We start from the raw sequence: 18,354 nt of genomic DNA, 5'->3' as shown, positions 1-18,354 counted from the left end.
AAAGGCGGGTCTCGACCCGCCTTTTTCATGTCCATGATTTCGATTGTCGGCTTGGCCGGCGCTCAGATCGTCGAATCCGTCCAGCGGACGATGTCCTTCGCCGCCTGTCCAAAGGCGTTGTCCAAGGCGTCGACATAAGCCGCATTGCCGCTTCCGGAGACCGGCGCGCCCGCGGTGAAGCTCTTCGAAGCGCGCACTTCGCCATTGCGGTCGTTCAGGATGCGCACGAACAAATCGACATCGGCATGCTCGCCGCCATCGACGCGCACCTCGAAGGAGCGCACCTCGACGATGATCTGGTAGTCGATCGCCAGCCCCTCGCCGGGCTTGCCGACGCCGGCAAAGCTGCCGGAGCGCTGGAAGGTTTCGGCCAGCCTTGCCTGGACGATCAGCGGCAGCCGGTCCGCCCATTGCGCGCCCTTCAGGAACTGGATCGATCGGTCGGGAGGCCTGATGACGATGTTCTGGCTATCCAGCGCCTTGAGCGCCGACGGCTGCGCAATCAGGATCTGGCGGCGGCTGTGGGCACGCACGTCGACCGACGGGGCCGACAATTCGAACGTGTCGAGCGGCGCCGGCTTGGCGCCCAATGCCGCGCAGCCGGCAAGCGCAAGCACCAGCAACGCTGCCGCGGATGATCTGAATGTCCCCGCCACCCTCACCGACTTCACGCCTGATCCCCGTCGTCCCCGGATCTTACGATCAACCCGCATTTGCAGTTTATTTTCTTGGCTGTCGCGGCAGCCGAAGTCAACGCCGCGCCCTTCCATCGAACTGCCGGACCTCGCCGGCGCCGCCGGACAGAATGCGCTGCGGATTGCGGCTGAGATCGGTTACCGCTTCCTCGATGCGATTGATCGAGCGCCGACTGTCCTGCACCAGCCCCTCGACATTCTGCAGGCCCTGGCCGGAGAAGCGCGACAGGTTGTCCACGATGGTGCCGAGGCGAGAGTTCAGCGTATCGGCCACCTGCTTGAAGGATTTCAATGTGGCCCTGGCATCGGCCATCACGCCGTTGGCCTCGCCGGAGCCGAGGAGATTGTCGACCTTTTCGAGGATGCCATCGACGCGTACCGAAGCGTCGTTGAGGCGCTGCGCAAGCTGGCGGGCATTCCTGATCGTATCGTTGATGTCGTCGGAGCGGCTGGCGATCTTGTCGGTGACCTTGGCTATGTCGGCGGCCGCCTTGTTGGCACTGTCGCTCGCCTTCTGGATATTGGCGAGCGCGGTGCGGACGTCATTCGGATCAATGCCGTCGAGCACGCCGTTGACCCTGGCCAGCGTCCCTTGCGTCTGCTTGGCGAAATCGTTGATTGAGCCGACCGCGGTATTGACGTTGCCGATGACGGTATCGAACTGCTTCGAGGTCTCCTTCAGGTTCGCCGTCACCGTATCGACATTGGCCACGATGCTCTTGATCTGGTCCTTGTCGACGGAATTGAGCAAGCCTTCGGCGGCCTTCAGCGTGCTGTCGAGGCGGCCCGAGACATTCTTCAGCTGATCCGAAAGCGAGCTCACCGCCGTCAGGAACTTGTCGATGCCGTCGGAGTTCTTGGCCAGCGCATCCGAGAAGGTTTCGACGTTCTTGACCGTCTGCGTCAGCGGGCCGCGAACATCCTTGGTGAAGCCTTCGAGCTCGCTCAGCACCTTGTCGGCGCGCGTGAAGATGTTCTGCGCCGTCTGCAGAAGGTTGGTGACCGCCGACGGATTGGCGGTTATCTCGGGGATCCTGCCCTCTTTCTCCGCCTCGTCGAGCAGCTTCGCTTCCTTGGGGTCGGCGCCCCGGAGTTCGATATTGGCTTGGCCGGTCAAGCCGGCCAGCCCGATATCGGCCTGTGTCGACTTTGTTATCGGCGTCATGCGGTCAATCTCGGTATCGGCGATGGCCACCGTCGGATTGTCGACGTCGATGTAAACCCGTTTGACGTCACCGACCTTGACGCCGTTGAACAGCACGAAGCTGCCGCGGCCGAGACCTGAGGCCGAACCCGGAATGCGCACGCGCAGCATTGCCGTTTCGCCCCTTTCGCCGATCGCCGCTGTCCAATAGACGAAGGCGAAGGCCGCCAGGATCGCACCCAGCGTGAAGATGCCGACAATAATGTAGTTGGCTCTTGTTTCCATCGCCCCACTTATGGCTATGCGCGCGCCGCAAGATCAAGTTGCCGGGCGCGTTTTCCGCGGAAATAGGATTTCACCCACGGCTCCTCGCTCTTCAGCATGTCGTCGATCGTGCCTTCGACCAGCACCCTCTTCTTGCCGAGCACCGCCACGTGGTCGCAAGCGGTGAACAGCGTGTCGAGATCGTGGGTGACCATGTAGACCGTCAGATCCATGGTGTCGCGCAGCTTGACGACCAGCTCGTCGAATTCGGCCGCGCTGATCGGATCGAGCCCCGAAGTCGGCTCGTCGAGAAAGACGATGTCGGGGTCGAGCGCCAGCGCGCGTGCCAGCGCCGCGCGCTTGATCATGCCGCCGGACAGCTCGGAGGGAAATTTCTGCGCCGCATCGGCCGGCAACCCGACCAGCTCGATCTTGAGCATGGCGAGTTCGTCCATCAGCGCCTTCGGCAGGTCGAGATATTCACGCATCGGCACCTGCACGTTTTCCAGCACCGTCAGCGCCGAAAACAGCGCTCCGTGCTGGAAAAGGACGCCGAGCCGCATGTCGATGCGCAAGCGGTCGGCGTCGCTTGCCTTATCGACGTCGACGCCGAACAAGCTGATCGTCCCCGATTGCTTCGGCATCAGTCCCAATATCGTGCGCAACAGCACCGATTTGCCGGCGCCCGAAGCGCCGACGAAGCCGAGGATTTCCCCGCGCTTGATGTCGAGCGAAAGCTTGTCGAGGATCAGCTTGTCGTCGATGGCGACGGTGACGTCGCGCACCGAAAGCACGATTTCGTCGTCGTTCGCGTCCCCCGCTGCCGTGGCGCCGTTGCCGTTCGCCATCTCAGAATCCGATCGCTGCATAGAACATGGCGAAAAGCCCGTCGAGGATGATGACGACGAAGATCGACTTCACCACCGACGCGGTGACGTGCAGGCCGAGCGATTCGGCGCTGCCGCCGACCTTCATGCCTTCGACCGATGCGATGATGCCGATGATCAGGGCCATGAACGGCGCCTTGATCAGGCCGGCAAAGATGGTGCTGAGATCGATGGCGACGCGCAGCCTGTCGATGAACGCGGCCGGCGGGATGTCGGAATACAGCCAGGCGGCGACGATGCCGCCGCCAAGCGCGGCAAAATTGGCGATGATCGTGAGGCATGGCAGCCCGATCACCAGCGCGACGAGCCGCGGAAAGACCAGCACGCCGATCGGATTGAGGCCGATCACCTTCAGCGCGTCGACCTCCTCGCGCATCTTCATCGAGCCGATCTCGGCGGTGATGGCGCTGCCTGAACGGCCGGCGAGCATGATCGCCGTCATCAGCACGCCGAGCTCGCGCAGGATGAGCACGCCGACGAGGTCGACGACGAAGATGTTGGCGCCGAAATAGCTGAGCTGATAGGCGCCCTGCTGGGCGACAATGGCGCCGACGATGGCCGACATCAGCACCACCACCGGTATGGCGCCGACGCCCATGCGATCGATCTGGTTGAAGATAGCGGCGGGATTGACCGCGTGACCGCGCCCGAGCTTCATCTGCGCGCCGCGGATCGTGGCGCCGAGGATGTTCATCGAGGCCAGGAAATCGTCGCGCATCTCATAGACGCGGCGGCCAACCAGCTCCAGCGCGCGCAGGATGATGTTGGGCGGGCCGGCCGGGCCTGATTCGGGCTCGCGGCGGACCGCGTCGCCGACCGCGCCGAGCAGGATCGAGGCGATCTCGCTCTGACCCTGCAAATGGACCTCGGTGCCTTTCTTCTCGAAGGCACTGGCCAGCCGATCGATCAGCCAGGCGCCGGCGGTGTCCATCTTTTCGATGTGGAAAAGGTCGAGTACCAGCTGTTTCGCGCCGCTTCTCTGCTCGATCTTGCGCATGTCGGCATCGACCGCCGCGACGGTGCGCGTCGTCCACACGCCTGAAAAAGCGCAGCTCAGGACACCGCCTTCTTCGCCAACGGCAACGCGCGGCCGGTGCTCGGCCTCCTTGGCGGCCTCGCCGCTTGCGTCGCGTTTGCGGATGGTCAACATGGCGTCCTGTTTAGCCTGACGGGACTGGCGTGTCGATTTGCCGGCAGACCGGTGTCGCACAGCCGGAGAAGAAAATTATGGCGCGTGTCATTTCGGTCGAAATTGAGCGATTCCCGATCGCCGGCACCTTCACCATCTCACGCGGATCCAAAACCGAGGCCGAAGTCATCACCGTAACGATCACCGACAGGGGACGTTCCGGGCGCGGCGAGTGCGTCCCTTACAAGCGCTACGGCGAGACCATGGAGGGGGTGCGCGCGGCCATCGAGGGCATGCGCGATCCGATCATCGCCGGAATCGACCGGACCGCGCTGCTCGCAGCGATGCCCGCGGGCGCCGCGCGAAACGCCATCGACTGCGCCCTTTGGGACCTGGAAGCCAAGCTGACCGGCACGCCCGTGGCGGCGGCGATTGGCGTTCTTCCGACTAGGCCGCTGGAAACCGCCTACACACTGTCGCTCGCCGAGCCGGAGGCCATGGCGGCGCAGGCGCGCGCCAACGCCACGCGGCCTCTGCTCAAGGTCAAGATCGGCGGCGACAACGACATGGCGAGGATTCGCGCCGTAACGGAGGCCGCTCCCGAAAGCCGCATCATCCTCGACGCCAATGAGGGCTGGACCGACGAGACTGTCGAGGCGAACCTTGCGTTCGCCGCCCAACGCGGCATCGCGCTCGTCGAACAGCCGCTGCCGGCGGGCCACGACGAGATCCTGCGCCGGATCACTCATCCGGTGCCGATCTGCGCCGACGAAAGCGTGCATGCGGCGAAGGACCTTGATGCGCTGGTCGGTCTCTACGATGCCGTCAACATCAAACTCGACAAGTCCGGCGGTCTGACAGAGGCATTGAAATTACGCGATCGCGCGCGCGACCTGGGCTTCGGCATCATGGTTGGCTGCATGGTCGGCACTTCGCTCGCCATGGCGCCTGCGGTGCTTCTGGCGCAGGATGCCGACTTCGTCGACCTCGACGGTCCGCTGCTGCTTGCGCGCGATCGCGAGCCTGGCCTCGTCTACCGGGGATCGCTCGTTTCACCCCCTGACAGCGTGCTTTGGGGCTGAGCGGGAAGCGAGGCCTATCAGCACCATACCGACGATCGCGATCGGGATCATCGCCCAGAAACCGTCGACGCCCAGGCGATCATAGAGCGGGCCGGACGCGAGCGTGACCGCCGCCATGAAGAAGCCGTTGAAGAAATAGGCGATGCCTTGCGCGGCACCCGTGCGCTCCTCGGAAACCGTCTCGCCGATCATCTTCTGCAGGCCGATCAATACCATTGCGACCGATACCGAATGCAGCGTCTGGACGCCGAAGAAGCCGGCGACGCCAAGACCAAGCGGCCAAACCAACGGAAAGGCGATCCAGCGCACGATCGAGCCGATACCGGCGATCACCATCACCCGGACCACCGAGATGGAGGCAAAAATACGATTGAAAAACAGAAACATGCAGACCTCGGAGACCACGCCCCAGGCCCACAGCAGGCCAACGACGGAATCGCCGATGCCGATCGACTTCCAGTAGATCGACACGAAGCCGTAGAGGAAGGCGTGGCTGGCGGTGATGATGCCGACGCCGAGCGTGAAATAGAGGAAATAGGCGTTGAACAGGCTCGGCGCCTTATGCTGGAGCTCGGTGGCTGACAGCGGCGAGGCTTTGCGAGGTCGCCCCATGCGCGGCGCCCATAGTCCCGCGACCAGAGCCGCGCCGAGCGCGATGAAAATGATGACCGGAACTGCCTGCGGACCCGTGGCCGCCAGGATGAAGCCGCCCACGACATTGGCGCCGAGATAGGAGATCGAGCCCCATTTGCGCATTGCCGTGTAGTTTGAGCCGAAGCGGCGCACGCCTGACAGCGCCAGCGAATCGGCCATCGGCGAATGCGGCGTCCAGGCGATCGTCAGCAAAAGCGACACGGCGAGCACGATCGCGTAAGTGGCCGGCAGGAAGTAACCGGCCGAGACGACCATCGAGGCCGCGACCAGTAGAATGTAGACATTGGCGCGGTCCTTCGCGCGGTCGGCAAGCGCCGTCAGCATCGGCGTCGTCACCACGCGCAGGAACATCGGCGCCGCCAGGATGACGGCGATCTGCTCTGCACGAAAACCTTTCGCCTGCAGCCAGAGCGGAAAATAAGGCAGATGCGTGCCCTGCGACACGAACAAGGTCGCGAAGATCAGACTCATGCGCAGTTCGAAGTGGCTGGGCTTGACGAGTTGCTCGGGCGACAGAGGCGGCAGCGACATGAATCGATCCAATTTCGTTGCATTTGACTTCCATGCAACGTGTCTAGACCCCCTAACATGCGGCAAGGCGCGGCGGAACTGGCTGGATCAATCGATCGGCGGCAAAGCTGTTGACGAACCGGGTCTGGGAGCGAGCGCCCCGCACGCATCAGCGCGACGAAGGCGCAAGACTGAACCGGGGACGGGCGGCTGGGTTCAGGCCGCCTGAGCCGCCCTGCCCGTCAGGTCGATGATGTCGATCGGCACCAGCGCTTCATTGCCGGCCGACGCCTCAGGCAGCACGTGCGCCCAGGTCAGGATCTCCATGCGCCCGTCGAAATGCTCGACCACCGCCGTGCAGCTTTCGACCCAGTCGCCGGTGTTGATGTACTGCACGTCGCCATAGCTTTCGATCGCGGCGTGATGGATGTGGCCGCAGACCACACCATCGACATGCGAGCGCCGCGCTTCTTCCGAAAGCACCGTCTGGAACGAGCCGATGAAGTTCACCGCCTTCTTCACCTTGACCTTGGCCCATGACGAGAACGACCAGTAAGGCAGGCCGAGCAGGTGACGCAGCCTGGTCACGACACGGTTGATCAGCATCGCCGTGTCATAGGCATAGTCGCCGAGATAAGCGAGCCAGCGCTGGTTGTGCACCACCGTGTCGAACTGGTCGCCATGGATGACCAGCAGGCGCCGGCCGTCGGCGGTCTCGTGGATGGCGCGGTCGGCGACGACGATGCCGCCGAAATGCACGCCCTGGAACTGGCGCGCGAACTCGTCGTGATTGCCGGCGATATAGGTGATCGAAGCGCCCTTGCGCGCCTTGCGCAGCAGCTTCTGCACCACGTCGTTGTGGCTCTGCGGCCAATGCCAGCTGCGCCGCAGCCGCCAGCCGTCGACGATATCGCCGACCAGATAGATGATTTCGGCATCGTGATGGCGCAGGAAGTCGATCAGGAAATCGGCCTTGGCCGCTTTCGAGCCGAGATGCACGTCGGAAATGAACAGTGCGCGGAAAGTGCGGGGCTCTGGGTCCGACATCACGATTTTACCCTTTGCTTTCGCGTGCCTATGTCCCGATTCATGCAACAACCGTATGACGGTTGCGGTTGGTCCAGCCCAGGCGCTAGCTTGCGCGACCAACGCAGCAGGAGAAAATCACCATGGATCTCGGCATTCGCGGCAAAAAGGCCATCGTCTGCGCTTCGAGCAAAGGGCTTGGAAAAGGCTGCGCAATGGCGCTAGCCGAGGCAGGCGTCGACCTCGTCGTCAACGGCCGCAACGCCGAGCTTCTGGCCAAGACTGCCGCCGAGATTCGCGAAAAGTTCGGCATCAAGGTGATCGAAGTCGCCGGCGACGTGTCGAAGCCCGACGTGCAGAAGGCGCTGCTTGGCGCCTGCCCGGATCCGGACATACTGGTCAACAACAATGGCGGCCCGCCGCTGCGCGATTTCCGCGAGCTCGACCGCGCGAAGATCCTCGAGGGCGTGACCCAGAACATGGTCACGCCGATCGAGCTGATCCAGGCGGCGATCGACGGCATGGCCAAGCGCGGCTTCGGCCGCATCGTCAACATCACCTCGCTGTCGGTCTATGTGCCGATCCCCGGCCTCGACCTGTCGTCCGGCGCCCGCGCCGGCCTGACGTCCTTCCTCGCCGGCGTGGCGCGCACGGTCATCGACCGTAACGTGACCATCAACAACCTGCTGCCCGGCAAGCTCGACACCGACCGGCTACGCGGCCCGCATGAGGCCGGCACAGCGGAAGACCCGGCCGCGGCGGCCGCGCGCAAGGCCCGCATCAGCGCCGACGTGCCGGCAAAACGTCTCGGCACGCCGGAGGAATTCGGCCAGATATGCGCCTTCCTGTGCTCGGTCCACGCCGGCTACCTCACCGGCCAGAATATCCCAGTCGACGGCGGCCTCTACGTCAGCGCGTTCTGACCGCCGCCGATCCAAAGGCTTGAAGTTCACAGCTCAACCATCTGGAATCGATCGAATATTTTCGCTCCGGCATTGTGAAGGCCGCAGCCCGCTATTTGCCGTCGCGAAAACTCTCCGGCACATGCTAAAAGGCTCCACATCAGGAACATAGGGAGGGCCGGATGGACGGCGAGAACAAGAAAACGGCCCGGTCGGACCTCGACGAGGCCGCCCTCTTCTTCCACAAGCACCCGACGCCTGGAAAGCTCGAGATCCAGGCGACGAAGCCGCTCGGCAACCAGCGCGACCTGGCCCTTGCCTATTCGCCGGGCGTGGCCGCGCCCTGCCTCGAGATCCGTGACGATCCCGCCACCGCCGCCGACTACACCGCCCGCGCCAATCTTGTCGGCGTCGTCTCCAACGGCTCCGCCGTGCTGGGGCTGGGCAATATCGGCCCGCTCGCCTCCAAGCCGGTGATGGAAGGCAAGGCGGTGCTGTTCAAGAAGTTCGCCGGGATCGACGTCTTCGACATCGAGATCGACGCGCCGGAGATCGAGCGCATGGTCGAGACGGTGGCAGCGCTCGAGCCGACCTTCGGCGGCATCAATCTCGAAGACATCAAGGCTCCGGAATGTTTCGAAGTCGAGGAGCGGCTGAAGGCCCGCATGGGCATTCCGGTCTTCCACGACGACCAGCACGGCACCGCGATCATCGTAGCCGCCGCGGTGCTCAACGGGCTGGAACTGGCCGGCAAGGCGATTTCCGAGATCAAGATCGTCACCTCCGGCGCGGGTGCTGCGGCCCTCGCCTGCCTCAACCTTTTGGTCTCGCTCGGCGCCAAGGTGGAAAACATCTGGGTCACCGACCGCTTCGGCGTCGCCCACAAGGGCCGCGTCGAGGAGATGGATCGCTGGAAAGACCCTTATGTGAAGGACACTGAGGCGCGCACGCTGGCCGATGTCATTCCCGGCGCCGACGTCTTCCTCGGCCTCTCCGCCGCCGGCGTGCTCAAGCCGGAGCTCTTGCAGCACATGGCGCCGAAACCGCTGATCCTGGCCTTGGCCAACCCCAATCCCGAGATCATGCCCGAAGTAGCGCGCACCGCCCGGCCGGACGCCATGATTTGTACGGGCCGCTCGGATTTTCCCAACCAAGTCAACAATGTGCTGTGCTTTCCTTACATCTTCCGCGGCGCGCTCGATTGCGGCGCCAGCGCCATCAACGAGGAGATGAAGATGGCCGCCGTGCGGGCGATCGCCGCCCTTGCCCGTGAGGAGCCTTCCGATGTCGCGGCGCGCGCCTATTCCGGCGAGACGCCGATGTTCGGCCCCGATTTCCTGATCCCCTCGCCCTTCGATCCGCGCCTGATCCTGCGCATCGCGCCAGCAGTAGCGAAGGCTGCCTGCGAAACCGGCGTCGCGACGCGGCCGATCGCCGACTTCGCAGCCTATATCGACAAGCTGAACCGCTTCGTCTTCCGCTCCGGCCTGGTGATGAAGCCGGTGTTCTCCTCCGCCAAGGCTTCCAGCGCCAAGCGCGTCATCTATGCCGACGGCGAGGACGAGCGCGTGCTGCGTGCCGCGCAGGTGGTACTGGAGGAAGGCATCGCGGAGCCAATCCTGATCGGCCGTCCGCATGTCGTGGAGGTCCGCCTGAAGCGTTACGGCCTGCGCATCCGGCCCGGCGTCGATTTCGGCCTGATAAACCCGGAAGACGATCCGCGCTATCGCCACTATGTCGACCTCCTGATCGAGCTTGCCGGCCGCCGCGGTATCACGACGGAAGCCGCCCGAACCATGGTGCGCACCAACAATACGGTGATCGCCGCCCTTGCGCTGAAGCGCGGCGACGCGGATGCCATGATTTGCGGGCTCGAGGGCCGCTTTGAGCGGCATCTGCGCAATGTCACGCTGATCATCGGGCCTCGCACCGGCATCAAGGACCGCGACCTGTCGACATTGTCGATGCTCATCTCGCAGCGCGGCATCATCTTCCTCACCGACACGCATGTCTCGGTCGATCCCACGGCCGAAGAAATCGCCGAGATGACGGTGCTCGCGGCCGAGGAAATCCAGCGCTTCGGCATCGAGCCGAAGGCAGCGCTTCTGTCGCATTCGGATTTCGGCTCACGCGATTCACCCGGCGCGCTGAAGATGCGCCAGGCCGCGGCGATCCTGGCTCGCATCGCCCCCGACCTGCAGTGCGATGGCGAGATGCATGCCGACTCCGCTCTTTCGGAACATCTGCGCCAGCGCGTCTACCCGCATTCCAGGCTGAAAGGCGAAGCCAATCTGCTGGTTTTCCCGAACCTCGATTCGGCCAACATCACGCTGACGGCGCTGCGCGCCATGATGGACGCCCTGCATGTCGGGCCGATCCTGCTCGGCACCGACAAGCCCGCGCACATATTGACGCCGTCGGTCACCTCGCGCGGCGTCGTCAACATGACCGCGCTCGCCGTTGTCGAGGCCGCGCATAAAGCGCAGGCGCTGGTCGACCTGAATTGAGGCGACGCGCCAAAGCACAATTGTGTCGGATTGCAAACTAGGGAACAGTTAACTACGAACGCGGTAGTTTTCCGGCCACGGGCAATCGGGATTCCAGGCGGATGAAGGGGTGGGCGCTGATGCATCTTGCGACGCTGCTTGCAGCGCTTGCATGTTCAGCTGTCACCCTCACGGAATCCAAGGCAGCTTCTCGCATATGCCGGCAACTCGAAGCCGAACTCGCCGCGACGCGCGGTGGCGGCGGAGGGCCGGGTCTCGTCCGCAAATATGACGACGCGATCGCCAGGCAGCGCGAGCAGCTTGCCAAGGCCCGCGGCCGGGCAAGCGATGCCGGTTGCGGCTTCACGCTGTTTTCGCGCAATGTCAGCCAATGCGCCGCGATCAACGCCTCGATAGAGCGCATGAACGCCAATCTCGACACGTTGCAGACCAAGCGCGAGCGGCTGGCCGGCGGCGGAGGCTCGCGGGGCGACCGCGGCCGTATCCTCGCGGCGCTCGATGCCAATGGCTGCCGCAGCGACGAGATCGCGCCGCGCCGCGCACCGCTTCAGGAGGCTTCCCGTGACAATGGTGGCGGCAATCTGTTCGAGCAGCTTTTCGGCCGACAGGACGAGCAGCTCGAAGCACCCGATGTCCCTGACATGCCGGACGCAGCGGACGTGCCGTCCGATGATCCCAGCGTGCGCAACTTCCGCCGCGTCATCAACCAGCCGGACGGCATGGACCTGCCGAGGCTGGGCGGCGAGTTCCACACCATGTGCGTGCGCACCTGCGACGGCTATTTCTTTCCGATGTCCAACGCCGCTTCCGTCGGCGATTTCGAGCGCGACCAGAAGAATTGCGAATCGAGCTGCCCCGGCACCGAGATGCAGGTCTTCTATTCGCGCGGAATGGACGACGATTGGGGTTCGATGACCTCCTCGGTCACCGGGCACCCCTACAGCGAGCTACCGACCGCCTATCTCTACAAGCAGGCCAATTACTCGCGCCCGCCGAGTTGCGGCTGCAACGCGCAGGCCGGCAATTTCACGATCATCGGCGGCAACCCGCCCAATCCCGAACAGTCGCGGCCCAACGGCGAGGCAGCGCCCTTCGTTCCCATGCCGGCAGTCAAGCCCGATCCGGGTGCCGATCCCGAAACGCTCGCCAATGCTGAAGGCGGGCTCGACCTGGACGCGATCAAGCGGCTGACCACCAAGGCGCCGGTGTCGCCGGTCTCGGCGCTGCCGCCGGATCAGCGCAAGGTCAGGGTCGTCGGGCCAGCGTTCCTTCCCGACCCATCAGCGGCAATAGATCTGAAAGCTCCGGCCCCGAAGTCAGCCCGGTAAGTGCCAGTCTCAGCGGCATGAACAAGGGCTTGCCCTTGCGCCCGGTCGCTTCCCTGATCTTGCCGGTCCAGTCTTTCCAGACCGTGCCGTTCCACGGCTCCTCGGGCAGCAGTTCGAACGCCTGATTGAGGAAGTCGCGGTCCTCGCCGGAAAAATCGGCCGGCTCTTGCGGACCCTCGTTCAGGATGCGCCACCAGGCGACCGCGTCCGACAGGCGGTCGAGATTGCCGCGCACCGCCAGCCAGAACGGCTCGGCCTTGTCGCCGGAAATGCCAAGCACAGTCAGCCGGTCGCGCGCTTCCTCGAACGACATATGATGCATCAGCGTGCGGTTGAGCACGAAGAGCTCGTCCGGGTCGAATTTGGAGGCGGACTTGGACGTCGCCGCCGGATCGAAATGGCCGGCAAGCTCATTGAGGTCGTGCGCGGCGGTGACATTTTCCGACGTGCCGACAAGCACGGCCAGCGACGCGACCGCCATCGGCTCGATGCCGTTCTCGCGCAGGCTTTCGATCGACAGCGCGCCGGTGCGCTTCGACAACCCCTCGCCCGACACGGTGGTGAGCAAATTGTGGTGGCCGAACACCGGCGGCTCGGCGCCCAGCGCCTTGAAGATGGCGATCTGCACGCCGGTGTTGGTGACATGGTCGTCGCCGCGAATGACATGGCTGATGCCCATCTCGATGTCGTCCACCACGGAAGGCAGCGTATAGAGATAGGTCCCGTCCTCGCGCACCAGCACCGGGTCCGACAGCGAGGCGAGATCGACGGTCTCCTCGCCGCGCACCAGATCGTTCCAATGCACTTCGGTGCGCTCCGGCTGCAGCGGATCGCTGGTGAAATTGGGCAGCAGGAAGCGCCAATGCGGCTTGCGTCCGTCCGACTGGTATTCGGCCACCTGCTCCGGCGTCAGCGTCAGCGCCTCGCGGCCATAGACTGGCGGCAGGCCGCGCGTGCGGCGCACCTTCCGGCGTAGATCGAGCTCTTCGGGCGTCTCATAGCAGGCATAGAGCACGCGTGCCGCCTTCAGCCGCTCGACCGCCGCGTCATAGATCTCGAAGCGGCGCGACTGGTACTCGGTGACATCCGGAAAGATCCCCAGCCAATGCAGGTCGTAAAGAATGGAATCGGCATATTCCTGCTTCGAGCGGGCAATATCGGTGTCGTCGAAGCGCTGGATGAAACGGCCCTTGTTGTTCATGGCGAAAAGCCAGTTGAACAGCGCGGTGCGCGCGTTGCCGATATGGATGCGGCCGGTCGGCGATGGGGCAAAACGTACGGTAACTGTCATGAGCGGGGCGTAGCGGATGATTTTGGTGTTGACAAGGCGCGCCCCCGCGCGAACGCAACAGATAGTGCAAGCCAGCTAAAATGAAAAGCCGCTGGCCTGACGGGCTTCGCGGCGGTCGGACAAAGCTCGTCAAGCGCCGGCAAACCCGGGCCTCTTATGTCCCCGTTATCCACATGTGTGACACACAAGATGTTGGGGTCACAAAAGCTACAAAAACGAATCCTTGACGGCTCGGAACGAGTCGCTTTTTATGGGCCATGCGCTCCTGTAGCGGGCGTGACCGGAGAGTTTAGAGGCCGGTCTTTTTTCCCGGATTTTGTGCGTTTTGCCAACTTTTCCGCCCGTCACGAGGCCGGCGGAAGCGTTGGATCGTTAGGGTTTGGGTGGGCGAAAGGGAGAATTGTCGGCCTGGAAAAAATGATCTGTTAACACTATATTTAGTGTTTGCAGGCAGGCTGAACCCTAGATAGTGTGAACCTCCCTCTTCCGAGGGAATCGACCAAAGTTTCAGTTGAGGGACCCGCGGGGGTCGGCCTGTAGCCCGGGCAAATGCCTGGCAAGGCGTTTTGCTGTCTGCATGACGGCGCCCGCGACGAGGAGAGTGCCGGCGTCGCCTGCGATGCCGGCAAACGGCGGATTGCGCTTTTCGTTCTGCGGGGCAGAGATTCTCGGAGAAAAGCGCTATATGTAGATACAAAGGGACCGGACCAATGCGCATCGAGCGTCGCTTCACCAAGCCAGAGCAATCAGCCTATGCGGAGATCGAATTCCGCAAGGCTTTGTCGGAGATCAAGAATCCCGACGGCTCGGTGGTGTTCCGCCTCGACAACATCGATGTGCCGGCGCAGTTCAGCCAGGTCGCGGCCGACATCCTGGCGCAGAAATATTTCCGCAAGGCCGGCGTGCCGGCGCGCCTGAAGAAGGTTGAGGAGAACGACGTCCCCTCCTTTCTGTGGCGTTCGGTTGCCGACGAGGCCGAGCTCGCCAAGTTGCCCGAGGCCGAGCGTTACGGTTCGGAAACCGACGCCCGGCAGGTCTTCGATCGCCTCTCCGGCACCTGGACCTATTGGGGCTGGAAGGGCGGCTACTTCAAGTCGGAAGAAGACGCGCGCGCCTTCCGCGACGAGCTTGCCTATATGCTCGCCACCCAGCGCGTGGCGCCGAACTCGCCGCAATGGTTCAACACCGGACTGCACTGGGCCTATGGCATCGACGGCCCGAGCCAGGGCCATTTCTATGTCGATCCCTTCACCGGCAAGCTGACCAAGTCGAAGTCGGCTTACGAGCATCCGCAGCCGCATGCCTGCTTCATCCAGAGCGTGCAGGACGACCTCGTCAACGAGGGCGGCATCATGGATCTGTGGGTGCGTGAGGCACGCCTGTTCAAATACGGCTCCGGCACCGGCTCGAACTTCTCGATGCTGCGCGGCGAGGGCGAGAAGCTTTCCGGCGGCGGCCGCTCGTCCGGCTTGATGAGCTTCCTCAAGATCGGCGACCGCGCGGCGGGCGCCATCAAGTCGGGCGGTACGACGCGCCGCGCGGCAAAAATGGTCATCGTCGACGCCGACCATCCGGATATCGAAGACTTCATCGACTGGAAGGTCAATGAGGAGCAGAAGGTCGCCTCGCTGGTGACCGGCTCGAAGATCGTCAAGAAGCACCTCGAAGCGATCATGAAGGCCTGCGTCAATTGCGAAGGCAATGGCGACGACTGCTTCGACCCGGCGCTGAACACCGCGCTGAAGCGCGAGATCAAGGCGGCCAAGAAGGACGCAGTGCCGGAGAATTACATCTACCGCGTCATCCAGTTCGCCCGCCAGGGCTACACCTCGATGTCGTTCAAGACCTACGACACCGACTGGGACTCGGACGCCTATCTCACCGTCTCCGGCCAGAACTCCAACAATTCGGTGTCGCTGAAGGACAATTTCCTGCGCGCCGTGGAGGCCGATGGCGACTGGCAGCTCACCGCCCGTAAGGACGGCAAGGTGCTGAAGACGCTGAAGGCGCGCGACCTGTGGGAAAAGATCGGCTACGCCGCCTGGGCTTCCGCCGATCCGGGCCTGCATTTCAACACGACGATGAATGACTGGCACACCTGCGCCTCCGCCGGTGCGATCCGGGCCTCCAACCCATGCTCGGAATACATGTTCCTCGACGACACGGCCTGCAACCTCGCCTCGATCAACCTCTTGCCCTACCGCAAGCAAGACGGCACGATCGACATCGCCGCTTACGAGCACACCGTTCGGCTGTGGACCGTCGTGCTCGAAATCTCGGTGATGATGGCGCAGTTCCCGTCGAAGGAGATCGCCAAGCTCTCTTACGAATACCGCACGCTCGGCCTCGGCTACGCCAATATCGGCGGCCTGCTCATGACCTCGGGCATCCCTTATGACTCCGACGAGGGCCGCGCGATCTGCGCAGCGCTCACCGCCATCATGACCGGCGTCGCCTACTCGACCTCGGCCGAGATGGCCGCCGAGCTTGGCGCCTTCCCGGACTATGACCGCAACGCCCAGAACATGCTGCGCGTCATGCGCAACCACCGCCGCGCCGCCTATGGCGACAAGGACGGCTACGAGAAGCTCGCCGTCAATCCGGTGCCGCTGGTCGCTGCCGACCTCAAGCAGCAGGCGCTGGCCGAGCATGCCCGCGCCGCCTGGGACCGCGCCATCGAGCTCGGCGAGGAGCATGGCTACCGCAACGCGCAGGCGACCGTGATCGCGCCGACCGGCACGATCGGCCTCGTCATGGATTGCGACACCACCGGCATCGAGCCCGACTTCGCGCTGGTGAAGTTCAAGAAGCTCGCCGGCGGCGGCTATTTCAAGATCATCAACCGCGCCGTACCGGAGGCGCTCAGGACGCTGGGCTATTCCGAGAGCCAGATCGCTGAGATCGAGGCCTACGCGGTCGGCCACGGCAACCTCAACCAGGCGCCCGGCATCAACCCCTCCTCGCTGAAGGCCAAGGGTTTTAGCGACGAGAAGATAGCGGCGCTGAATGCGGCGCTGAAGTCGGCCTTCGACATCAAGTTCGTGTTCAACCAGTGGACGCTCGGCGCCGACTGGGTGAAGGACACGTTCGGCTTCACCGATGAGCAGCTTAGCGACGTCTCGTTCGAGATGCTGCCGGCTCTCGGCTTCTCGAAGAAGGACATCGACGCCGCCAACATCCATGTCTGCGGTGCCATGACGCTGGAAGGCGCGCCCTTCCTCAAGGCTGAGCACCTGCCGGTGTTCGACTGCGCCAGCCCCTGCGGCAAGATCGGCAAGCGCTCGCTGTCGATCCAGAGCCACATCCTGATGATGGCGGCTGCGCAGCCTTTCATCTCGGGCGCCATCTCCAAGACCATCAACATGCCGAACGAGGCGACGGTGGAGGATGCCAAGAACGCCTATATGCTGTCGTGGAAGCTGGCGCTGAAGGCGAACGCCCTCTACCGCGACGGCTCGAAACTGTCGCAGCCGCTCAACGCCTCGCTGCTCGCCGATGACCACGAGGATGAGGACGAAGCGGTCGAGCAGCTGATCGCGGCGCCCGCCGCGCAGCGCGCCGTGCAGGTGACGGAGAAGATCGTCGAGCGCGTCATCGAGCGGCTCTACCGCGACCGCGAGAAACTGCCGAACCGCCGCAAGGGCTACACCCAGAAGGCCGTCGTCGGCGGCCACAAGGTGTATCTCCGCACCGGCGAGTTCGACGACGGCCGCCTGGGCGAGATCTTCATCGACATGCACAAGGAAGGCGCCGCTTTCCGCGCCATGATGAACAACTTCGCCATCGCGATCTCGCTCGGCCTGCAATATGGCGTGCCGCTCGACGAATATGTCGAGGCCTTCACTTTCACCAAGTTCGAGCCGGCCGGCATGGTGCAGGGCAACGACGCGATCAAGAACGCGACGTCGATCCTCGACTATGTGTTCCGTGAGCTCGCCGTCTCCTATCTCGGCCGCCACGACCTCGCCCATGTCGACCAGTCGGACTTCGACAAGACCGCGCTCGGCCGCGGCATCACCGAAGGCAAGGCGACGCCCTTCTCTAAGGGCCTCTATCGCGGCGCCTCGCCGGTGAAGCTGGTGTCGGGCATCGGCTCAGAGCCCAAGGGTTTTGGGGGCTCAGCCCCGACCACCACCCCTGCCCGCGCCGCGCCCACCGCCTTCGCCGGCTCCAACGTGCTGGCGCTGAAGCCGGCCAGCGACGAGGCGCTCGCCTACAAGCGCGACTACGAGGAGCGCGCCCGGGAACTGGCCGAGGATATGGTGGAAAAAGCAGCCGAGGCCGCCGGTGGCACTGAGGCTTTATTCACCGACGCCGCAGCCAACGAAGCCGCCGAGGCCAAGAAGCTCGCCGCGACAAGGCGCCAGCAGTCGCTGCTCCAGGGCTACACCGGCAACGAATGCTCCGAGTGCCACAACTTCACCATGGTGCGGAACGGCACCTGCGAGAAGTGCGACACTTGCGGTTCGACGAGCGGGTGCAGCTGAGACCAACAAGCCCCTGCCACTCTTGCGGCAGGGGCATTTTTTTGAGGGAGCGTTTCACCTACAGGTGAAAAAAGAAGGAAGCAAAATATGTCGGGAAAGACTCTGACGGCATTTGGGTCCGCATGCCGAGAAATCAGAATGGCGCGAAAGTTGCGGATGATCGATCAGGCAAAGGAGTTCGCCTGCTCTCCGTCGTTTATCTCCACTGTTGAAACAGGAGGAAAGCAGGTTCCAGAAGGTTACGTCGAAAAATTTGGAGACTGGCTGAAACTGGACCTTGTAACGAGAAAACATCTTCAAGCACTGGCCGACGCTCGTGCAAATGTCATTCGATTCATACCCGTCAACAAAGAACGAGCCGCACTCGCAAGAAGACTGTTCAGGAAAATCAATAAGATGTCTCCTGACGAGATTCGAAAACTCGATGCGGATCTTCCAGGAGATTAAT

General features: G+C 63.5%; 13 protein-coding genes. 6 read left to right on the top strand and 7 right to left on the bottom strand.

The window, feature by feature from the left end:
• Positions 1–62: 62 nt before the first annotated feature.
• The 4 genes from O7A05_RS12590 to O7A05_RS12575 are packed head-to-tail and all read right to left on the bottom strand — an operon-like array spanning position 63 to position 4,140.
• Entirely contained in the window at positions 63–713 is a 651-nt protein-coding gene (locus O7A05_RS12590; protein WP_415927000.1) for an ABC-type transport auxiliary lipoprotein family protein, read from the bottom strand.
• Positions 714–750: 37 nt separating this feature from the next.
• The gene (locus tag O7A05_RS12585; protein ID WP_337093427.1) at positions 751–2,124 is read right to left on the bottom strand and encodes an MlaD family protein; all 1,374 of its coding nucleotides are present in this window, start codon (positions 2,122–2,124) and stop codon (positions 751–753) included.
• A gap of 14 nt (positions 2,125–2,138) precedes the next feature.
• Positions 2,139–2,951 (bottom strand): ABC transporter ATP-binding protein, encoded by an 813-nt coding sequence (locus O7A05_RS12580; RefSeq protein ID WP_337093426.1) that lies wholly within the window; start codon positions 2,949–2,951, stop codon positions 2,139–2,141.
• Between the two features lies 1 nt (position 2,952).
• A complete protein-coding gene (locus O7A05_RS12575) occupies positions 2,953–4,140 on the bottom strand; it encodes an ABC transporter permease (RefSeq protein ID WP_337093425.1) in 1,188 nt (395 codons plus the stop codon).
• A gap of 77 nt (positions 4,141–4,217) precedes the next feature.
• Between O7A05_RS12575 and dgcA the strand changes: the two genes are divergently transcribed.
• Positions 4,218–5,201 (top strand): N-acetyl-D-Glu racemase DgcA, encoded by a 984-nt coding sequence (gene dgcA / locus O7A05_RS12570; RefSeq protein WP_337093424.1) that lies wholly within the window; start codon positions 4,218–4,220, stop codon positions 5,199–5,201.
• Here the strand turns inward: dgcA and O7A05_RS12565 are convergent.
• Complete coding sequence (locus tag O7A05_RS12565; protein ID WP_337093423.1) at positions 5,172–6,386, bottom strand: MFS transporter; 1,215 nt, start codon at positions 6,384–6,386, stop codon at positions 5,172–5,174. The genes dgcA and O7A05_RS12565 overlap by 30 nt on opposite strands.
• A gap of 195 nt (positions 6,387–6,581) precedes the next feature.
• Positions 6,582–7,412: a UDP-2,3-diacylglucosamine diphosphatase gene (locus O7A05_RS12560; protein WP_337093421.1), complete on the bottom strand. Its 831-nt coding sequence runs from the start codon at positions 7,410–7,412 to the stop codon at positions 6,582–6,584.
• Positions 7,413–7,534: 122 nt separating this feature from the next.
• Here O7A05_RS12560 and O7A05_RS12555 point away from each other — a divergent pair, with 122 nt between their 5' ends.
• The 3 genes from O7A05_RS12555 (at position 7,535) to O7A05_RS12545 (ending at position 12,128) form a co-directional block, all read left to right on the top strand.
• Positions 7,535–8,314: an SDR family oxidoreductase gene (locus O7A05_RS12555; RefSeq protein WP_337093419.1), complete on the top strand. Its 780-nt coding sequence runs from the start codon at positions 7,535–7,537 to the stop codon at positions 8,312–8,314.
• Positions 8,315–8,475: 161 nt separating this feature from the next.
• Positions 8,476–10,800 carry an NADP-dependent malic enzyme gene (locus tag O7A05_RS12550; protein WP_337093417.1) on the top strand — a complete coding sequence of 775 codons (2,325 nt, stop codon included), beginning with the start codon at positions 8,476–8,478 and terminating at the stop codon, positions 10,798–10,800.
• Positions 10,801–10,901: 101 nt separating this feature from the next.
• A complete protein-coding gene (locus tag O7A05_RS12545; protein WP_415926999.1) occupies positions 10,902–12,128 on the top strand; it encodes a DUF2865 domain-containing protein in 1,227 nt (408 codons plus the stop codon).
• Here O7A05_RS12545 and gltX read toward each other — a convergent pair.
• The gene (gltX, locus tag O7A05_RS12540; protein WP_337093415.1) at positions 12,046–13,419 is read right to left on the bottom strand and encodes a glutamate--tRNA ligase; all 1,374 of its coding nucleotides are present in this window, start codon (positions 13,417–13,419) and stop codon (positions 12,046–12,048) included. The two genes, O7A05_RS12545 and gltX, sit on opposite strands and share 83 nt — an antisense overlap.
• 710 nt (positions 13,420–14,129) lie before the next feature.
• Between gltX and O7A05_RS12535 the strand changes: the two genes are divergently transcribed.
• Positions 14,130–17,906: a vitamin B12-dependent ribonucleotide reductase gene (locus tag O7A05_RS12535; protein ID WP_337093413.1), complete on the top strand. Its 3,777-nt coding sequence runs from the start codon at positions 14,130–14,132 to the stop codon at positions 17,904–17,906.
• Positions 17,907–17,993: 87 nt separating this feature from the next.
• Complete coding sequence (locus tag O7A05_RS12530) at positions 17,994–18,353, top strand: hypothetical protein (protein ID WP_337093412.1); 360 nt, start codon at positions 17,994–17,996, stop codon at positions 18,351–18,353.
• Position 18,354 lies beyond the last annotated feature (1 nt).

Origin of the sequence: Mesorhizobium argentiipisi (SeqCode), from assembly GCF_037179585.1 — a bacterium.
In the GTDB taxonomy this organism is placed as follows: Bacteria; Pseudomonadota; Alphaproteobacteria; order Rhizobiales; family Rhizobiaceae; genus Mesorhizobium; species Mesorhizobium argentiipisi.
Note: the sequence above shows the minus strand (reverse complement) of the source record. Positions and strands in the feature narration are given on the sequence as shown.